General features: G+C 57.7%; 13 protein-coding genes and 1 pseudogene. 9 read left to right on the top strand and 5 right to left on the bottom strand.

The features are described 5' to 3' along the window. The first annotated feature begins 78 nt into the window (after positions 1-78). The 3 genes from P2T62_RS06715 to P2T62_RS06705 are packed head-to-tail and all read left to right on the top strand — an operon-like array spanning position 79 to position 4,220. Positions 79-2,298 (top strand): sensor histidine kinase, encoded by a 2,220-nt coding sequence (locus tag P2T62_RS06715; RefSeq protein ID WP_276260627.1) that lies wholly within the window; start codon positions 79-81, stop codon positions 2,296-2,298. Continuing rightward, a complete protein-coding gene (locus P2T62_RS06710; RefSeq protein WP_276260626.1) occupies positions 2,295-3,386 on the top strand; it encodes a hypothetical protein in 1,092 nt (363 codons plus the stop codon). Before P2T62_RS06715 ends, P2T62_RS06710 begins: the two co-directional genes overlap by 4 nt. A gap of 6 nt (positions 3,387-3,392) precedes the next feature. Then, complete coding sequence (locus tag P2T62_RS06705; RefSeq protein ID WP_276260625.1) at positions 3,393-4,220, top strand: hypothetical protein; 828 nt, start codon at positions 3,393-3,395, stop codon at positions 4,218-4,220. A gap of 98 nt (positions 4,221-4,318) precedes the next feature. Here P2T62_RS06705 and P2T62_RS06700 read toward each other — a convergent pair whose 3' ends face one another. Then, positions 4,319-4,867, bottom strand: a complete 549-nt coding sequence (locus tag P2T62_RS06700) for a metallophosphoesterase (protein WP_276260624.1) — start codon at positions 4,865-4,867, stop codon at positions 4,319-4,321. Positions 4,868-5,142: 275 nt separating this feature from the next. On the opposite strand from P2T62_RS06700, the gene P2T62_RS06695 reads away from it, so the two are divergent. The 5 genes and pseudogenes from P2T62_RS06695 (at position 5,143) to P2T62_RS06670 (ending at position 14,301) form a co-directional block, all read left to right on the top strand. Next, a complete protein-coding gene (locus P2T62_RS06695) occupies positions 5,143-5,511 on the top strand; it encodes an HNH endonuclease signature motif containing protein (RefSeq protein ID WP_276260623.1) in 369 nt (122 codons plus the stop codon). 170 nt (positions 5,512-5,681) lie between these two features. Beyond that, a pseudogene (locus P2T62_RS23420) lies at positions 5,682-9,689 on the top strand (Eco57I restriction-modification methylase domain-containing protein). Then, positions 9,682-13,086: a helicase-related protein gene (locus P2T62_RS06680; RefSeq protein ID WP_276260620.1), complete on the top strand. Its 3,405-nt coding sequence runs from the start codon at positions 9,682-9,684 to the stop codon at positions 13,084-13,086. The pseudogene P2T62_RS23420 and the gene P2T62_RS06680 overlap by 8 nt, the downstream one beginning before the upstream one ends. A gap of 284 nt (positions 13,087-13,370) precedes the next feature. Beyond that, entirely contained in the window at positions 13,371-13,784 is a 414-nt protein-coding gene (locus tag P2T62_RS06675) for a hypothetical protein (protein ID WP_276260619.1), read from the top strand. 76 nt (positions 13,785-13,860) lie between these two features. Beyond that, complete coding sequence (locus P2T62_RS06670; protein ID WP_337250446.1) at positions 13,861-14,301, top strand: restriction endonuclease; 441 nt, start codon at positions 13,861-13,863, stop codon at positions 14,299-14,301. A gap of 79 nt (positions 14,302-14,380) precedes the next feature. Here the strand turns inward: P2T62_RS06670 and P2T62_RS06665 are convergent, their stop codons facing one another. Then, the gene (locus tag P2T62_RS06665; RefSeq protein WP_276260618.1) at positions 14,381-15,331 is read right to left on the bottom strand and encodes a hypothetical protein; all 951 of its coding nucleotides are present in this window, start codon (positions 15,329-15,331) and stop codon (positions 14,381-14,383) included. Between the two features lie 145 nt (positions 15,332-15,476). Here P2T62_RS06665 and P2T62_RS06660 point away from each other — a divergent pair, with 145 nt between their 5' ends. Beyond that, entirely contained in the window at positions 15,477-15,932 is a 456-nt protein-coding gene (locus P2T62_RS06660) for a hypothetical protein (protein WP_276260617.1), read from the top strand. 393 nt (positions 15,933-16,325) lie between these two features. On the opposite strand, the gene P2T62_RS06655 is transcribed toward P2T62_RS06660, so the two are convergent. The 3 genes from P2T62_RS06655 to P2T62_RS06645 form a co-directional block, all read right to left on the bottom strand. Next, positions 16,326-17,153, bottom strand: a complete 828-nt coding sequence (locus tag P2T62_RS06655) for a hypothetical protein (protein ID WP_276260616.1) — start codon at positions 17,151-17,153, stop codon at positions 16,326-16,328. A 221-nt stretch (positions 17,154-17,374) separates the two neighbouring features. Beyond that, on the bottom strand, positions 17,375-17,842 hold the full coding sequence (locus tag P2T62_RS06650) for a hypothetical protein (RefSeq protein ID WP_276260615.1): 468 nt from the start codon (positions 17,840-17,842) through the stop codon (positions 17,375-17,377). A gap of 42 nt (positions 17,843-17,884) precedes the next feature. After that, a complete protein-coding gene (locus tag P2T62_RS06645; RefSeq protein ID WP_276260614.1) occupies positions 17,885-18,889 on the bottom strand; it encodes a Cdc6/Cdc18 family protein in 1,005 nt (334 codons plus the stop codon).

Below are 18,889 nucleotides of genomic sequence, written 5' to 3'. Positions count from 1 at the left end.
TCAGACAAAGGACAGTGAGAGAATCCCGTCCGGGTGAAAGCTATTTATATAGCCGCCAGCAAGGTCGGTCAACTAACCATGGCGCAATCTGGGCTCATTACTCGGGAGCAGGCCCGTTTCTCTAGCGATAGCCAGTTGCTCTCCGAACTCGGCGAACGGCTCATCGCATCAACCCAAGTTGCACTTACAGAACTCATCAAAAACGCATACGACGCCGATGCCACCAAGTGCAACATCTGGCTTGAAAACGAGAACGAGACGCTAGTCGTCAAGGACGACGGGCATGGGATGACGGAGCGGGAGTTCAGCGAAAACTGGATGACGATAGCGACATCGAATCGAAGCCGCAATCCGGAATCACGACGCTACGGTCGCGAGGTTACAGGGTCCAAGGGCGTCGGCCGCTTCGCAGTTCGTAATCTGGGACTAGAGTTAGAACTCGAATCAGTTGCCAAGGATCCGACCGAAGACGAGTACCGGCGTTTGGTCGCCGAGTTCGACTGGCGGGAATTCGAGAGCGGATCTGGCCTCCGAGAGATGGAAATCGAGTATCGCCTGTACGACGATGCGAGCAGCGATGATGAGGGGACGACACTCCAGATAACGGACCTTCGCGAAGACTGGTCACAGGAGAAACTCAAAGAGGCATCTGGAGAGGTGTTGGATATCGTTTCTGCCCCGTACGAACCGGAGCCGTCGGAGGTAGTCAGCGAGGATGCTGAGGGCGACCCCGGCTTTTCTGTCTATTTTGCCCCCCCTGGAGAAGGGAGCGTTGCTCAGAGCCCCGCTAAGGAAATCTATGACCGTTGGACATCGCTAGTTGAAATCGAACTTGATGGAGATACGGTGCTCTACCGGTTCAAACACCAGAATAATGCGGACAAGAACCGGGAATTTACGTATACTCTCAACGAGACATATATTTCGCATTTGAATGGAGAAATTAGATACTTCGACATGAGCCAGGGGCAGTTTCGCGGTATGGAAACGCTAGACGGTCGCTCAGTCCCCTCGTGGTTAAAAGAGAACGGCGGCGTGCGAGTCATTGATAAGGGATTCCGGATGCCACCCTACGGTGATAGAGAGAACGATTGGTTGAATCTCTCTGAATCGCAGGCCCGACGTGAGCGAGAGTGGCGATCGCCGATAACGGAGCGCCTGTTCCCTGAGAATGAATTAAACATCAGTGTTCCTCGAGCCCAGCTTGCGCTTCCAGGAAAGCGCAACCTTCTGGGGGCGGTGAACGTGTCCAGCTATCGTGGTGGCGACCAAGAACAACCGGAACGGCTCGTCCCTGCGATGGATCGACAGGGGTTCATTGAGAACGAAGGCTTCAATCAACTGCAGACCATCATACGCGGAGCAATTGAGGGCCTGTCGATTGTCAATAAACAAGAGCAGAAACGGCAGCGGATAGAACGAGCTGAGCGAAAGCGCTCAGAGCTCGGGGAACAGACTCAGTCCACAATCGAAGATATCGAACGGAGCACCGGTATTGACCCAGATGATAAGGAGGAGCTCGTATCTGAGGTAAGAGAAATAGAAGAGGTTGCCACCGAGTCTGTACAGGCCGAACGCGAAGCGCGTGAAGCGGTCGAGTCGATGAATCTCCTCGGTGCGGTCACGGCCTTCATGAGCCATGAGTCGTCGAATATTCTCGATAACGCAGAGGAGCTCTTGCGTCAGTGGAGGTCGATTCCGGAAAAAGAGCGGAGCGAGAATTTGCAAGAGACAATTGATGAGACGGAACGCCTCGTGTCGGACTTCAGAAGCCATCTCGGGTATGCGGAAAACTTCATGGAAAGGCTCTCGAGCCAAGAGGAGTCGGAAATTAATCCTAAATCGCAAGTACGACACGTAGTCAACCGCTTCGAATCGAGATTGTCCGCTTATAACATCGAAATAGAGAATGAGATTGAATTCGATCTATCCGGACCAGAAATGAATGTGGCACTCTATTCTGGGGTACTCACAAACCTGTTGACGAACGCGATTAAGGCCGTCTCCGAAGAATCAGCACCACCTGAAGGGAACAAAATCCGGTTCGAAGCTGAGAATACCTCAGATACCCATAAGCTACGTGTCATCGATAACGGAACTGGTATCCCTGAGGAAGAGGAGGACCGGATTTTCGATCCGCTGTACTCGACCACGGATTCAGGAGGTCCGGAAAGCGTCGGCGCTGGGTTAGGCCTGTACATTGTCAAACGAGTCGTAGATAATGTGGACGGGGAGATAGAGTTGGTCGCAGCGCCAGAGGCATATAGCACGGCCTTCGAGGTACGGTATCCACTATGACGCTTGACGATAGACGTATCGTCTTGTTCGAGGACGTGAAAGAGAGGAGTGACAGATTTAAAACCGGATTTGAGGCTGCAACGGAGGGTAGCGACCTTCAAATTGAAGAATTTGACCCAGACACGCTAATTGAAGCACCTGATGTTTTGGAACCGCTCAAAGAGGAAATCCAAGATCCCACTTATCCTCTACTCGTCGTCTTGGATCAGAATCTACGCGGATATTATGAACACGATGTCCGGAGACAAGATGTTCGGCAGATGTGTAGTGATGAAAACATTCCACTCTGTATCTATCACCGTGAACGGAAAGATGAAGACGAGGCAAAACGACGAATCGAAGAATACGAAGAGGACGTAATCAAATTCGATCCGAGTAAGGATATTGAATGGCTGGCAAGCGAGACAGCAAACGTTGCCCGAGGATTTAGAGAGATTCGCGATGCGTACTTGGAGCTAAAGGAAAGCGAATCGACTTCCCCCATTCCAGAGATATTACGCGCGGACGAAACAGTCCGATCACAGATGGATCAGTATGCCTGGGGTAACCCGAGAACAATCGTTGGGGCAGATCCCGATGCCACAGAAGACGAGTTTGATCGTCGATTTATCACGCTTCTAGGTTATTGGATTTATAACGAACTGCTGAAATTCCCTGGCGCTCTATTAAACCCGATAGCGACTGCTGCCTACCTAAACGTTGACCACCAAACGTTCATCGAAGACGAGCAGTATCATGAGCCGCTTACTGACGCACTTTATCAAGGACCATTCAGTGGTGCAGGCAAATGGTGGTGGAAACCGAAAATCGACCAAATTCGAGCGAACAATTTGACACCAGAAGACGACGGGTTGCCGGATGGAAGTGAGTTCTTCGAGCGATTCGGGTGTGACGAGATTAGTCAATCAACATGCCAGGACCGCGAAAAGGGTGGCGACCACGAAGCGCGATTCTACGGTGTTATGATGGAGGAACCGGTCTGTGAGGCACACTCCAAGAACCCTGGGGGGTGGCTCCCGATGGGCGCAAGTAGATCCCGGGTTAGCGTCGCAAAGCACGCTGAGTACAAACCCTGGATGATGAAGTAGAGAAACATGAGTTGGTCTCGAATTGATCCCACCACTGAAGGGTACGCTGGCGAGATTTTCAGCTGCTTCAGTACCTATTTCGGTAACCTCGATAATGTCGTTGGCCCCTCTGTGCCAGGGAGTGGTGAGCCGGTCGATATGGATTTCGATTCGAAGAAAAATTTAGTTGAGATAATCAGCCCTCCTGGTTCATTTCACAGATTCACGGGTATGGCGTACCCCTCTAATTCCGACGTTCACCGACTTCATATCTGTGCCCGATTCGAGCAAAAGGTGGGAGTTCGTGAACCCGATCAAGAAGGTGAGCCGAAATTCGTAATCGAAAAGTCGACCGCTCGAATCACCTATCTCAAGATAACGGGCGAACGAGACCAAGAATCAGGAAAGATTCCTGCAGAGATTCGGCATGGTTTCCATTTCGACTTCGAGTGGGAACCACAACCAGATCATCCAGTCTTTCACGTTCAACATACCCCCCGTGCTATCGATATAGATATCTTAGAGCAAGCCTACGATATTCCTGATCAGGGACGGTTGTACGATGACTATCCAGATCTGCCACGAATCCCAACGCCCCCGATGGATATCGCTGGAGCTACTTACCTCATTCTGCGCCAACATTCCGCAGATATATCATGGCCCGATGATTTGGAAGGCGCGATAGACGGATTACCTAACTTTCCGGAAGAGTGTTTCAGCCCAAACCCACAGGGGGGGCTATCGATGCTCCCAGAATGGTGGTATATTCATGCAGATGGAGAGTTAGAACATGTCCCTCGAGAGACGACAGAACTTCGCGGAAACGGGACAAAAAGATTTCTTGGCGATGAATAGCAGGGGGAGAGTAGTACCTATGATTATACATGCTGGATGGGGCATAGATTCCTACTCCCCCTGAGTGATACGGTTACGACCGCTCCAAGAGGGGTACTTCAGCCGGTATCCAGTCGAGTAGTATAGCTTTCTTCCGTTTCGATGTACGATATAATTTCATCTATGGAGACGGGTTCATAATTAATCATGGACGCTGAAAGATTGATTCTGCTGGATTCCTGATCCAGGAACGGATACTCCTCGGGATTCTCATTGTGCTTGTGACCGTAGATTCCCCATCCCTCGTAATCATCAGGGAGCTGACTCGGCTTGTGACAGCAATGGAATTCGAACCCGTTGGCAGCAAACGAATATTCAGCGTGTAGCGGAAGTGGAAGGTCGGAGAATTCCGACCGTTCGAACGGGTCATGATTGCCTGCTACCCAGATGTCAATTGGAAGTTCACCCCACCATGTCCATGCTTCGTTCTCATCTCCATTTTTGCCGATAATATCGCCGAGAAATACGAGCTCATCGGATTCGTCGACGACGGCCAGACAGCGTGACTTGAGATGGGTGTTCATCTGCTCTACTGTATCAAAATCTCGGCGGCATGATTGTATCCACTTATCACCGAAGTGGAAGTCAGAGATGAGATAAGTTACCATGCGTGAGGAGAAATGTTGTGGAAGGAACATATACCTTCTCAATGATAGTCCTGGAGCTATCAGTGTGCGAATTGAGCAGGTATCACGAACTGACTCTTTGCTTCACATCCGTCCATGGTTAAGGAGGCGCTCTTCCAATATGCGGCCGACCCAGATACCGTCCCACAACCAGGATCGTCAAGGTTCGACTCCTGGACATCGCCTAAAGGGCAGAACGAGACAACCCTGAGGATACGTCGGGAACGCTCTCGGAATCACGCCGAACGCAGGTGCACGTGAGCGCCGAGTTCAGACGCGCCGTCTTCGAACGGTTCGAGCACCGCTGCCCGCTCTCTGGAATCGAACACGCGGACCTGCTTACCGTCTCGCATATCCTCAGCCGGGCAGACCATCAGCAGCTGGCCGAAGATATCGAGAACGTCGTCCTGCTGGACTGGACCCATCACGTGGCCTTTGACGCCGGCCTCTGGACCTTCGATGAATCCGGACGCATCTGGCTCAACCCGGAATTCGAGACGGCGAGTGAGTCACTCCAGCGCTCCTTGACCGGGCGACACGGGGAGAAAGTAGAAGAACTGTCTCTGGTGGCTGATGAACATATCGAGCAGCACAACGCGGCACTGGACTGGTGGCCACCGCGGTAGGAGGCAGTCGGATCTGCTGAATCGGTTACCAGGTGAGTAGCTGAAACTGTAGTTAGTATGACCAAGGCCAAGCCGACTGCTGCCAGAGACTCTTGCTATTACCGCTCAATCTCAATACTACGACTCCACCGACCCACACATATTTGTCCAGTCAATACGTCGCCCGTCTCATGTCGGGCGAATTTTTATTAGATGGGGACGCTATCCCGTGGGAATCAGATCGCACGGGTGCCGCGTGTGAAGTCTACCTGGGGGAGGGGAGTGGGAACAGACTCGAAATCGTCGTCACGGAATCTGACGGCGAGCCCACCATGGAGTTCCTCCAGACGACGTACACGGATCGCAGGGATGGCCGTGTCTCGCCGGTGCTCATCGTCGCGCAGTATGGCGGTGCCAGGGTCGGCCTCTGTGGCCCCAGTGGTGAGGAGCCGATGGTGTTCCGTGATATCGATGCGGGGCAGGCCCAACGCGTCTGCGAGGCAGCCCTCGACAAGCCGAGCGGCAGTTCGGCCCGGAGCTTCCTGAAAGACACCATCCCGCAGCTCTCCGACGACCTCGCTGGGCTCCACAACCAGGGACTCCTCTCGACGCACGAACTGACCGAGGGTGTCCCCAATCGGGACGACTGGGCCGACGCCGCCGAGCGCGCCCAGAACGCCCTGGCGGACGACCCCCGCGAGCTGCTTGAAGGCCTCAACTACACCATCGAGCGCGACACCGACCACAGCTACGTTCTCAAACACACCGAAGACGGTCGCGAATCTGCCGTCGCGGTGTTCCTCGAAGAAGAGGAGTCGTTCGAGCACAAGCAGGACCGCTTCGTCGGCGACTCGCCGGTTGCCTATGCCCTCCGCCAGGCCGAGCAGCGCAATCTCGACTACGTCATCGGCAGCTCGGGCGACCAGCTCCGGCTCTACACGACGAACCCGGAGGCCGGCTTCGGCTCCCGGGGCCAGACCGACACCTACGTTGAGGTGAACACGCGCCTCCTCGACGACGAGCAGGCGGCCTATCTTTGGCTTCTCTTCTCCGGTGACGCGCTCCAGGAGGGTGGCAGCCTCCACGAAATCATGGAGGACTCGAAGGAGTACGCCACTGGGCTGGGCGAGCGCCTCCGCGAGCGCATCTACGACGATGTGGTCCCGCAACTGGCCGAGGCACTGGCCGAGGCCCGCGACCTCGACGACCCGGACAAGGACGACCTCGACGAAACCTACCGGATGACGCTGGTGCTACTGTACCGGCTGCTGTTCGTCGCCTACGCCGAGGACGAGCGGTTCCTCCCGCGCTACCGCAACAACCAGTACGACAAGTACTCGATCAAGCAGAAGGCCCGGGACATCGACGACGGGATGGCGTACGACGAGAACCTCACCACACTCTGGGACGAGGTGATGACGCTCACCACGGCCATCCACGAGGGGTCTTCGACGATGGGCCTGCCTGCCTACGATGGTCGACTACTCTCGAAAAACAAGGACTGGACCGAAGCCGGCTACCAGCTCTCGGAAGTCGAACTCACGGATGCGAAGTTCGGGCCCGCCCTCGAAGCCCTCCTCATCGACGAGACGCCCGACGGCTGGGAGGGCCCGGTCGACTTCCGGAACGTCGGGGTCCGCGAGTTCGGCGTCATCTACGAGGGCTTGCTGGAGTCCGAGCTCTCCGTTGCCGACCAAGACCTCACCACCGAAACCGCAGACGGCAACGAGCAGTACGTCCCGGCCGAGGATGCCGACGAGGTCGTCATCGCGGAGGGGCAGGTGTACCTCCACGGCCAGTCCGGCGAGCGAAAGGCCACCGGCACGTACTACACGAAGACGCGGTTCGTCGAGCACCTCCTCGATTACTCGCTGGACCCTGCGCTGGAGGACCATCTCGACCGAATCGACCGCATCCGGCAAGAAGAGGGCGACGCCGCCGCCGCAGACGCGTTCTTTGACTTCCGCACTGCGGACATCGCGATGGGTTCTGGCCACTTCCTCGTCGGCGCCGTCGACCGTATCGAGAAAGCGTTCCGGAACTACCTGCAGGAGACCACTCTCACCGGCGTTGAGGAGGAACTGGACAACCTGAAGAACGCCGCCGAGGCCGCCTTCGAGGACGAGGAATACACGCCCGACATCGAGCGCAGTCAGCTCCTCCGGCGGCAAATCGCCCGGCGTTGCATCTACGGCGTAGACATTAATGAGCTTGCCACGGAACTCGCACGGCTCTCTCTCTGGGTCCACACGTTCGTCCCTGGGCTTCCACTGACGTTCCTCGATTACAACCTCCAGTCTGGCGACGCACTCGTCGGCGTCGGTACGCTGGGAGAGGTGAGCGACGAACTCGGGATGGAAGAGGACCAGGTGACGCTGGGTAACTTCGACAGCGGTTCCGGTATCATCGACGAGCTCGACGACGAGATTCAGAAGGCTAAGAACGTCTCGGACACGAGCGCGGAGAAGGTGCAGGAGGCCCGCGCTACGCGGGATCGCATCGACGATTCGCTTGCCCCCGTACGCGCACGTCTGGACATCCTTACCGCGGCTCGCATCGACGAAGATATTAACACGGAACTCGCCACTGACACGAGCATCGACGACCCAGGGGGCCTATCAACGCATGAGGACGCACAGGATGTGCTGGAGCCGTTTGACGTGTTCCACTTCCCAACTGCGTTCCCAGAGGTGTTTGAGGGGAATCGTTCGGGGTTCGACACTATTGTCGGTAACCCGCCATGGGACAAAGTCCGATTCGAACCTTAGCAGTTCTGGGTTACGCGGCATCCCGGTCTCAACACCATCCCTGCCTCGCGCCGCGAGGACCACATGGACGAACTCCGGGAAAAGTATCCACAACAAGCCAAAGAGGAGGAACGAGAGCAGCTCCAGCGCGAGCAATATCAAGAGTACGTTGGGAGTTCGTTCAAGGACCAGGGGCGCGGTCACTACGATTACGCCAAGCTGTTTGTGGAGCGCTCAACGGACTTATTGAATGATGAAGGCGAACTCGGGTATGTCCTGCCTCGCCAGTGTCTCGTGCTAGGGGGGTGGAAGCAGTTACGGCGACGCCTTCTCAAAGATGCTGAGGCGACTGTCCTACAGGCGAGGAATCGTGGCGGATGGATTTTCGAGAACGTGGAACATCGGTATATGATTGTCCTCATCACCACGTCGCCGGAAGAGGAGGAACCAGGGGCCTATGTCTGGCCGGCTATCGAACGGGAAGAGGCAATTGATGAGATATCTCTCTCGAACTCAATTCACCTCTCATACGACGACTTAGCGAACCTGACGACCGAAAATCGGCTGGTTGTCCCATGGTTCGATAACAGCGGTGCGCGTGATGTCTTCCCGAAAATGGAACAGCGACACCGGCTCTCGCAAGAGGATGGCTGGTTCAAAGGGAAGCACGACGCCCGCTGGGATTTTACCGGATATGGCCCTCACAGCGATCTCTCAAACAGCGAACGAGAGCCCCACCATTGGAGAGTGTTCATGACCCGAAGCGTCGACCAGTTCCAAATAAACGAGGAGAAGGAATTTCGGCGGTTTGTGGATCCCGAAGAACTGTATGAGGAGGAGGATGATATGGTGAAGTCGGACGGCGAAATCAGTTTCTCGGTGGAGCATCCGACTGTGACGTTCCGCTATGTCACGATGAACGACAACACCAGAACGCTGATCTCGACGATGCTCCCCGAGAGGGGTTTCGTCTACTGTAAGGGATATATTCACGCCGTCGAACACGAGTCTGGAACGTCTGTTGAGGAACAGCTCGCTCTACTAGCTTACTTTAATAGCTTCACTTGCGACTGGTGGCTGCGCCGAATCGTCGACCGACATATGAACGCGCCGATGATAAACAATCTGCCCATCCCGAACTGGGGTGGCGACGAAATCAAGCAGGCGGCGGAATTGGCCGCGGAGTTGACCCAACGGGGAGGAATAGAAACACTTCCTGGAGGGCGGCCCGTCCCGAGTAACACCGGCTATAATTCAGTTGATGAAGAGGAAATCCGTGCCCAAATCGAGGCTCTCGTCGCGAAAGGTTATGACCTAGAACGGGAGGACCTCGACACGGTTCTCAGTGACTTCACAGAAAATGCGGCCTCGGAAAATCTTCGGGACCGAATCCGGGAACTGGCTGCAAGTGATTCCGCGGAAGTCGTTCACACAGAACAAGACGATGACTGAACGGCCACAGTTCGTCGATAATCGTGGTGGTAACACCCTCACCGCCGCGATAAACAGCTACCTGTCGGGACTCGGGGCAGAGTTGCGCGATTCACCGGATCTCGACGTGGTGACGGGCTACTTCAACCCGCGGGGGTACTTCTCCGTCCGGGAAGGGCTGGAGGAGGTCGGCGACGTGCGCCTGCTCATCGGCGCCCAACCTAACGATGAGGACCGCGAGGAGTGGCGCCAGCCCGGCGACCCGCTGGACGACGAGCAGTACAACCAGGAACAGGTTGACGAGGTGCTGCAGTCGCTGGACGATGACCTCCAGCGGGACCGGGACCTGCTCGGGTTCTCCGAGAACGTCGACGAAGGACTCCGGGAGCTCGTGGACTGGCTCCGTTCGGACGCCGTCGAGGTGCGACGCCACGAGGGCGGGTTCGTCCACGGGAAGGCGTACCTGTTCGACGAGGGGCACCAGGGCGTCGTCGCGGGGTCCTCGAACTTCACGGGTGCGGGGCTGAACTCGAACCTGGAGCTCAACCTCGGCGCCTACCAGCCGCAGGTGACCGAGGACGTGAGCGAGTGGTTCGAGGATCTCTGGGCCGAGAGCGAGCCCTACGACCTCGCCGCGCTGTACGAGGAGCGGTTCGAGCCATTCGACCCGTACATCATCTACCTCCGGGTGCTCTACGAGCGCTACGGCGAGGAACTCAAAGCCGAGGGCGACGACGGAGACGGAGAGATCGAACTCGCGAACTTCCAAGAGGATGGGAAGCTGCGGGCACAGCGCTTCCTCGAGGAACGCGGCGGCGTCATCGTCGCCGACGAGGTCGGGCTCGGCAAGACCTACATCGGCGGGAAGCTGCTGGAACAGACCGTCCAGCAGAACCGCCAGCGTGCGCTCGTCGTGGCGCCGGCGTACCTCCGGGACGGGATGTGGAAGCGGGTGCGGGCGGAGTGGAACTTCTTCTTCGAGGTCATCTCGTACAGTCAGCTCCGGAACGAGCAGAAGCTCGGCGGCGACTCGGTGTATCTCGACCAAAAGATCGAGGACTACCAGATGGTTGTGCTGGACGAGGCTCACGCCTTCCGGAATCCGAACACGCAGCAGTCACAGGCCCTCCGACAACTCCTGCGCGGGACGCCGCCGAAAGATGTGGTGATGCTCACCGCAACGCCGGTGAACAACTCGCTGTGGGACCTCTACTACCTGCTGCGCTACTTCATCAGGAATGACGCGGCGTTCGCCGACGACGGGATTCGCTCCCTCCGCGACCGCTTCAAGAGCGCCCAGTCCGAGGACCCCTCGGAGCTGAACCCGGAGTCGCTGTTCGACGTACTCGACCAGACGACTGTCCGGCGGACCCGCCGGTTCATCAAGGACAACTACGACCAGGCACGGCTCCCGGATGGCGAAGGAGGCTACATCTACGTCGACTTCCCCGAACAGCGCCCGCGTCGCATCGATTATGACTTCGACAACACGTTCGGGGACGACTTCTTCCAGGACATCGCTGAGGGGCTGGCGGCCGGCGAGGACATCGACGAGTCCGAGCTGAAGCTGGCTCGTTACCGACCCTCGTACTATCTCGAAGGAGAAGACGACGGCTCCGAGCTGTCGCTGGTGGGGCTGCTCCGGACGGGGCTGCTCAAGCGGTTTGAGTCCTCGTCATACGCGTTCGCGAACACACTCGAGCGGATGGTCGCGCAGAACGAGGTCGCGCTCGGGCTGTTGGAGGAGGGGTACGCCCCCGACGCGGACGCCATCGACGAGTGGGTCGAGATGGACAGCGACGAGGGGTTCGAGGAGGCGTTCGACAGCGTCGGCGACGGCGAGGTGAACGCCCGGCAGCTGACCGACGAGGACGCGAACCCTGAGCAGTTCCGTGCCGACCTCGAGAACGACCTCGAGATTCTTCGGTACTGGCGGGACCGCGCCGCGGAAGTAACCAGGGATGACGACGAGAAGCTCCACGCACTCCGTGATACCCTCCACGACATCGTGTCCGACGCGCGGGATGATGCACGGGCGGGGACCACCGAGGAGGCGATGTTCGACGCGGCCTTCCGGCGGAACCGGAAGGTGCTGATTTTCTCCTACTACAAAGACACCGTCCAGTGGGTGCTCGACTACCTGCAGGAAGCCGTCACCAAGGATGAGGAGCTCTCCTGTTACGAGGGCCGTATCGCGGCCGTTACCGGCGACGGCTCCGTCGACGGCGTGACACGCGAAGATGCTGTCCACGGGTTCGCACCGAGCTCGACCGACGCCCCAGAAGGGGCGACCGACGACTACGACATCCTCATCGCGACGGACGTGCTCGGCCAGGGTGTCAACCTGCAGGACGCCCGGAACGTCATCAACTACGACCTGCCGTGGAACCCGATGCGGGTCGTCCAGCGCAACGGCCGTATCGACCGCGTCAACTCGCCTCACGACGAGATCTTCCCACACTGCGTCTTCCCCGAAGACCGGCTCGACGACCTACTCGGCCTCGAGCACCGAGTCCGCCAGAAGCTCACGCAGGCGGCCCGCACCATCGGCGAGGACGGCGGCATCTTCCCCGACATGGAGACCGTCGACCGGAACTACTCCGACAAGAAGGCCGATATCGAGGCCCTGCAGAGCGAGGACCCTGACGCGTACGAACAGGGCGGCAAGGAGGCCGCGGCGTACTCTGGCGAGGAGTACCGCCAGGAACTCCGGAACGGGCTCGCTGACCACGAGGAGCGGGTGACCTCACTCCCCTGGGCAGCAGGCTCCGGGATGTACGGCGACCATCCTGGCTTCTTCTTCTGCGCCCGAATCGGGGAGGAGATCTACCTGCGGTTCGTCCCCGCGGACTACGACGAATCCACCGAGGGCGAACCCGACGACGAGGAGGACGACCCGCTGGTTCGCGACACGCTGGGCTGTCTGAAGCGTATCGAATGCGACCCAGGAACCGAGCGCCAGCTCCCGGACGAGGCCCGTGGTGGCGTCTATGATGCCTGGGAGGAAGCCCGCGGGGACATCTTCAGCCAGTGGCAGCATCAGGTCGACCCACGGAACGTCCAGCCGGATGTCCCGAAGATACTCCGGGAGGTCGAGGAGCACCTGTCCGAGCACGCGCCGACCAATACCGACCTGGACGGTGCCGAACGGGCCCGCAAGTCCGTCGGGGCGCCGCTCAGCCGCCGGGAACAGCGCGAGTTCCGTGAGATCTACAACGACGATGGGCTCGGGCCAGTGGAGAAGTCGAACCTATTCGTCGAGAAGGTCGAGGAACTAGGGCTGGAGCCGTTCGAGAGCCCGGACCCCAAACCCCGGATTCGCGAGGAGGACATCCAACTCATCTGTTGGATGGTAATTACGGAAGAGGAAACACGGGACTGGGGCGGGTTGGAGGAGCAGGCTACAATCGGAATGTAATCTCTACCGGGTGAGTGGCTCTGTCGCGTTTTACCGCGTTTCGCCAAAGATCGTAGTCTCGATGTAGCGGCTCTACTGAACCACTCAGCAACAGAATATCGAATCTGGACAGGCTGTGGGCCTCAGCCATTAACGTGGCTGAGAGACTGAGCGGCGTGCAACCTGGGCACCGCTGGCCGGGGGTCAAGGTTGCATTTCTCGAAGGGATTATCCAGACGGTAGAGAGCCTGCCGATACTGTGGAAGTAAGAAATAGCCATATAGTGTTACATCGTACCATGGCCAATGTACGAGAAGCTCGACCAAGGACAGTTTGCTCAAGTCAAGATTGATAGGATTTCTAGAAGTGGCCGACCGCTAGCCATCACTCCGAGGAACGGAATCGTCCATGTACCGGGAGGAGTTCCTGGAGAGAAAGTCGTAATCCGCTACGCTGGGAATGGTCATAGTCATATTTCGAGCCCAATCAACGGCGAGGAAATCATCTATTTCCATGGCTTCTACGAATGGGTCGACGAAGAGCGCGAGAACAGACAGAAGGGAACAGAGTCAAATCGGACCGACACCACCGCACCCAGGTTGCGCGACGGTACCCGAGTCAACCCAGTACTGAAGGGAACGAAATCCAAGAAGGAGCGGAAAAGTAAACGAGAGTTAGAACGGGAGAACATCAAGAGGATTCTCAGACGAGGATTGTAACCAGACACCGCGTGGATGGTCCGGACGGGCGACAACAACTGCCGTCCAGGAGGTCGAATCGCGTGCGGAGGAGCGCATCTCCGACATCATCGCCAATATCGATCCCCGCGACCTCGAGGAGCTGGTCGCCGCCGTGTTGCGGGCGATGGACTACACCGCACAGACGACCGCGAAGGGCCCGGACTACGGCGTCGACGTCATCGCCCACCCGGATGCGCTGGGCTTCGAGGAACCCCAGATCAAGGTCCAGGTCAAACACACGACGAGTGCGGTCGGCAATCAAGCGCTCGGACGGTTCCTCGGCACCATCAACGAGGGCGAGAAAGGGCTGTACGTCTCGACCGGCGGCTACACCACGCCCGCCCGACGCGAGGTCAGAAACCACAGCCGCACCGTGACACTGCGCGACCGGGACGGATTCATCGAGCTCCTCCTAGAGCACTACCCCGACCTCGACCAGGAGTACAAGGCCATGGTACCGTTGAAGCGGGTGTACGTGCCGACGGAGGAGGGGTGAGACGATTGGCCAGTTCACGCCAGGTGTAACCAGCAGTCCTCCCAGAGGAGATTTTCGAATGGCACAGCCACAGATTTACTCAATAGAGAGTCGGCCCATCGTACTCCTTCTGGCCGATCAGTTCAGCGACCCGGAACCCGATGTTGGCACGTTCCTCAGGATCCACCGAGCTAGCCTCCCGCTGAATATCGGCATCATAGACCAGTGAATCATCATCGAGAACGGTCAGCTCGATGATTCCGAAGCCAGCACCATCATCGCTGACCTGGCCCCCGTCGGTGATCTTGTTCCGCGTGGTACTGGAGCCGAGATTTCCGTATCGGTAGATATCCTTGATGAGGTCGAATTCTGGTGACGCAGACTCGTATTCGGTACCGTATCGGCGCCTGATCAGGCGCTTCAGTGTGGTTAGAAGATACCGCTGCGGGGATGGGGGATTGAGACCGTAGTTGAATCGGTGCTCGTTCGCCATCTCTCGCATGAACTCATCCATATCCGCTGGAGCGTAGAGGAACGGGCGGTGGACATCACTGACGAAGGAACAGTTCAGGAAGGTTTGCGTGGTCTCCGAGAGGTCGTAGGGACCTGCTTGCGGGTCGAACTGCAGGCAGAATTTGGGCCGCTCCTTCACGAAGTGGAACTGGGTCTTGTCTACCTCCCACGTCGCATACCCCTTATCGGAATTCCGGATGCATTTGACTTGAGAAATGAACCCCTGTCGGTGAATGACGCGATTTCCGAGGTGAAAATTGACGATGACTAGGATATCACCGAGTTCGATGTATTTTCTCGGGAAGTTGTTGATACCGTAGAATGAGATATATGGTGACTGGTGGAGTTCCTTGCTTTTCGAATGGATGAGGTACTGTGTTCCGTCTGTAGCCCAGATGTTGTCCAGCAGATCGACGACATCGTCGATGAATTCTTCCTCGGTCCCAGGTCCGTACTCGTCATACTCGTTTTTTAGTTGGTCTTCGATCTGGGACGCAAAATCTTGGACGAGATCATTCGGAACATCTGGCTGGACCATCGCTCAGGTGGCATTTGTTGATTTGGGGCACCATATTCCTTGCCACCATTCGTCAACTGAATATATCACCACATAGGACGCCGTGGTGGTGGGTTCACCGAACGGACCCAACAGTTGACGACGAACTGTTGTGGGCGAATCAGCGGTGATTCAGTTCGTGATTAGCTCAGCCCTCGGGCCTTGCTCAGACCGAGAGTTCACCGGAGAATTTGAAGAGAACGCTCTATGCCCGATTGAGATAGGCACTCGCGGGGTAGCCTGCTTCAGAAACGATTTGTCGAGCAGCCCTGCGAACGCTTCGATTCGATGGGCGCTCACCGGTTTCACTCATCTCATCCTTGATATACGCCGCGACCCGGTCCAGTGTATCTGGATCAGCGCAATCAGCCACCTCCCGGAGCGTGCGCTCATAGCCCTGCTTGGCTCGGGGATAGCCCTGCCGACCACCGAGAACCACATCATTCGTCTTGCCGATCTCGTAGAGATGCCCTTTGAGACGGAGTTCGACCCCGCGTCGCAGTTCAGGCTCCATGCAAGTAGTGCACCCATTAATCCCGGGACATCCGACATCATATATCCTGGGATGTGCGGTTCCATATGATCCCGGAGTTTCTTGAGGAGCGAGCGGCGTGCATGCAGTTCTGTCCATCTATGCTCTGAAATCCGACGTACGAGTCGCTATCGTTAGTTTCAGACAGCCATTGCCGATTGTCCGCAAGAGATTCCGCCCACCCACGTCCCCACATCTCCACGTCCTACGGGTCCCGGTCATCCCGGTTTGTTGGCTCCCCCTATTACCAGGTTAACTGGTTCCATATATCCCGGGATAACTGGACACGGACATCCTGGATTAAACTGGTAAAAACTTATTCCTGCTGCTGAGCTATGTTGGGGTGAGGACGCAGGGTAGGCCCTTGCCTTTGTGGCGGGGACTACCCTGGGAAGCACGTGTGGTCACAGCGCACGTGTGTCGACGTCCGGAGGTTTTCACTATCTATAATTCATCCAGTAGATAGTTCCGTACCGTCTCCGAGCAGAGCCTGTCCGCCAGCGACTCGAGCGGTTGCTCGTTCCACGCCCCCTCCTCAGGTGGCCGGCGTCCTTCGATCCAGGCGGCAGCACGGTCCTCTTTCGTGAGCTGGCGGCGCCGATTCCGAGTGCGTAGCTGGTACAGCGTCGTCGGGGCTTCATCGGAGGCCCGCCACGAATTATCAATTCGCTGGACGTCACATCCAAGCCCCTCGATGCCGCTCTCGGGAATTTGGCTATTCAGGTATCCAGCAATGTAGTCGGCGGCGGTGATCTCGGGATATGTCTTATCCCCTCGTTTTAGATTCGAGAGATAGAGAGGCGTAATTCGGTCACCGAATCCGCTGAACTGCCGTGCCGCAGCTCTACGGAGTTCGATCTGCTGTGTCCCATACATATGCCGCCCCCCGTCATGGAGGAGTGTCGCTGGTCCAGTGTACTCGGGGATCTCGCCATCAGAGCCACCAGTCATCGCCTTACTGGTGACTATACAGGCGATCATTCCACGTTGATCTTTGTTGTAGTCGCCCCAGCCCGCTACGGCGTGCCACGTGACTGGAAGCTCTCGAAACGCGTCGATTAGGTCCCGAACTCGACTCGAGAGATCGGCATTGGTCATTCCGGGTGGGGTGGAGCTGGATTTGTTTTTCCAGGGCTGAAGGTCCAAGTCGATCAGCAGTTCTGCCAGATCTTCGCCTCGCTCGCGGGGACACTGCACCGCGACCATCACGAATGGCCCTCCGCCGCCGTTTCCAGACTCGTCAACGCCGACGACGTGGTCTGCCTGTTGCACGTCTGCATCGCGACTCTCCACCCCCATTTCCACCAACTCAACACTTCGTAGACCAGACGGCATACAGGCTTACTCCAGATATTTGCGGCGCGGGGAAAAGGCTACCTTTGGCTGGCCTCCCGAGTCGCCGGATGAAAGATTCCGTAGGTGTAGAGTGACGCGTCGTCCCCTAGGCACCGGACGATGCAAGTAGCGAGGAGAAATCCGGGGATGGCCTCCGTTCAGATATCGAACTCCTCGACCACCTTCTCAGTCGGCCGGTCGTCACTTACCCCCCAGAGCCCCTGCGGCCAGAACCCGTCCTTGTACTCCAGCAGTCGATTGACCGCCTCAGGCGCGACAGCAACCGAGTCATCGTAGTCCTCGACGACGAACACGTCCAGCGCCGGGCCTCCATCCCAGTACATGTCCCGGATGTACTCCGTGTGGGTCATCGGCCCGATTCGCCCCGTCGCAGTATACCGACTGTCCGAGTTCCGGTAGATCAACAACGGGTCGCCCGGCGCCATTCGCTCGAGACTGCGCTTGTTGCGCTCCCAGGAGCCCTGTTCGGGATCGGTCCGAACGCCCCAGACACGGGCGGACTCAGGGAACGCAGGCGGCCGGTCCGCCCAATCCGAGAGGTCAACCGGTTGGGCAAGCGTGCGCCGGTAGGAGGCCTCATCGACCGGGATGAGCCAGAGCGTCATATCCCAGCTCCCATCCCGAACCGAGAAAAGATTGCCCCCAGATTACACCGCCGCGTACGTCCGGCCGCTCGTCGCGCCCTCGATCGTGACCAGATTGTAGCTCGCGAGCTTCTTGAGATACCGCCTGAGGGTCTGCCGAGTCTTCGGGTTGCTTACTCGGTGCCGATACTCCTCACTGACTGTCCCCATCGGAACAGGCTCGTCAGCTGCCTGCAGGATCTCATACAGCACCCGCTGATGTCGCGTCAACTTCGAGACCGTCTTCTGCCGGAGGTTCTCACGAGCCGTCGTTTCCGCCTGGATCACATCTCCCGTTGTAATCTGGGTATGACCGGCCGCCCGCGCTGTCCGGGCGGCCACTTTCAGCATCTCGATGGCACACCGGGCGTCGCCGTCGGCCAGCGCTGCGATCTGCTCGCGAATCGGGGCCGGGGCCACGTTCAGCTCCAGCCCGGCTGTGGCCCGGCGTTCCAGAATCGCCTGAATCTCGTCGTCGCTATACCGGTCCAGATGAACCCGCTCACCGACGCTGAGGCGTGAGAAGAGTCGGTCATCAAGCGTCGCGAAGAACTGTTCCTCCTGATTCGCGACAAAGATGAGATGGAGGTGTGCCATGCGGTTGAGATGATACAACAGTTGCGGGTCGTCCAACTGGTCGGCCTCGTCGATGACGACCACGTAGAGCTCCTCATCGCGTTCCCGAACTCGATTGAGCAGTTCGTCATGACTGGTGGACCGCTCATCGATATCGTGGGTTGGTCCAACGCCGTCGACGAGCTGGAAGAGGAACGCAAAGGGAGCGTGGTGGTGCCAGGCGTTGATATACTGCGTCGAAATCTTCGGATGGGTCTCCCGAAGCGTGTGCAGGAGGTAGCGCGCAAGACAGGTCTTCCCCGACCCGGAGGGGCCGAAGACATACGAGCGATCGCCATAGTGCTGTTCGAGCGGCAACGCCAGCGATTGACTCAGCGCATTGAGCTCGTCATGTCGGTGGAGGATGTCACTGGGGACGAAGTCCGTATCCAGGACGCGAGCATCGGTTATCAT

This window comes from Haloglomus litoreum (assembly GCF_029338515.1).
Classification (GTDB): domain Archaea; phylum Halobacteriota; class Halobacteria; order Halobacteriales; family Haloarculaceae; genus Haloglomus; species Haloglomus litoreum.
The sequence above is the reverse complement of the archived record's forward strand: the minus strand, read 5'-3'. Positions and strand labels throughout refer to the sequence as shown.

Coding starts and splice junctions, on each gene's coding strand:
- P2T62_RS06715 (WP_276260627.1), top strand. CDS start 79: ATGGCGCAATCTGGGCTCATTACTCGGGAGCAGGCCCGTTTCTCTAGC.
- P2T62_RS06710 (WP_276260626.1), top strand. CDS start 2,295: ATGACGCTTGACGATAGACGTATCGTCTTGTTCGAGGACGTGAAAGAG.
- P2T62_RS06705 (WP_276260625.1), top strand. CDS start 3,393: ATGAGTTGGTCTCGAATTGATCCCACCACTGAAGGGTACGCTGGCGAG.
- P2T62_RS06700 (WP_276260624.1), bottom strand. CDS start 4,867: ATGGTAACTTATCTCATCTCTGACTTCCACTTCGGTGATAAGTGGATA.
- P2T62_RS06680 (WP_276260620.1), top strand. CDS start 9,682: ATGACTGAACGGCCACAGTTCGTCGATAATCGTGGTGGTAACACCCTC.
- P2T62_RS06675 (WP_276260619.1), top strand. CDS start 13,371: ATGTACGAGAAGCTCGACCAAGGACAGTTTGCTCAAGTCAAGATTGAT.
- P2T62_RS06665 (WP_276260618.1), bottom strand. CDS start 15,331: ATGGTCCAGCCAGATGTTCCGAATGATCTCGTCCAAGATTTTGCGTCC.
- P2T62_RS06650 (WP_276260615.1), bottom strand. CDS start 17,842: ATGACGCTCTGGCTCATCCCGGTCGATGAGGCCTCCTACCGGCGCACG.
- P2T62_RS06645 (WP_276260614.1), bottom strand. CDS start 18,889: ATGATAACCGATGCTCGCGTCCTGGATACGGACTTCGTCCCCAGTGAC.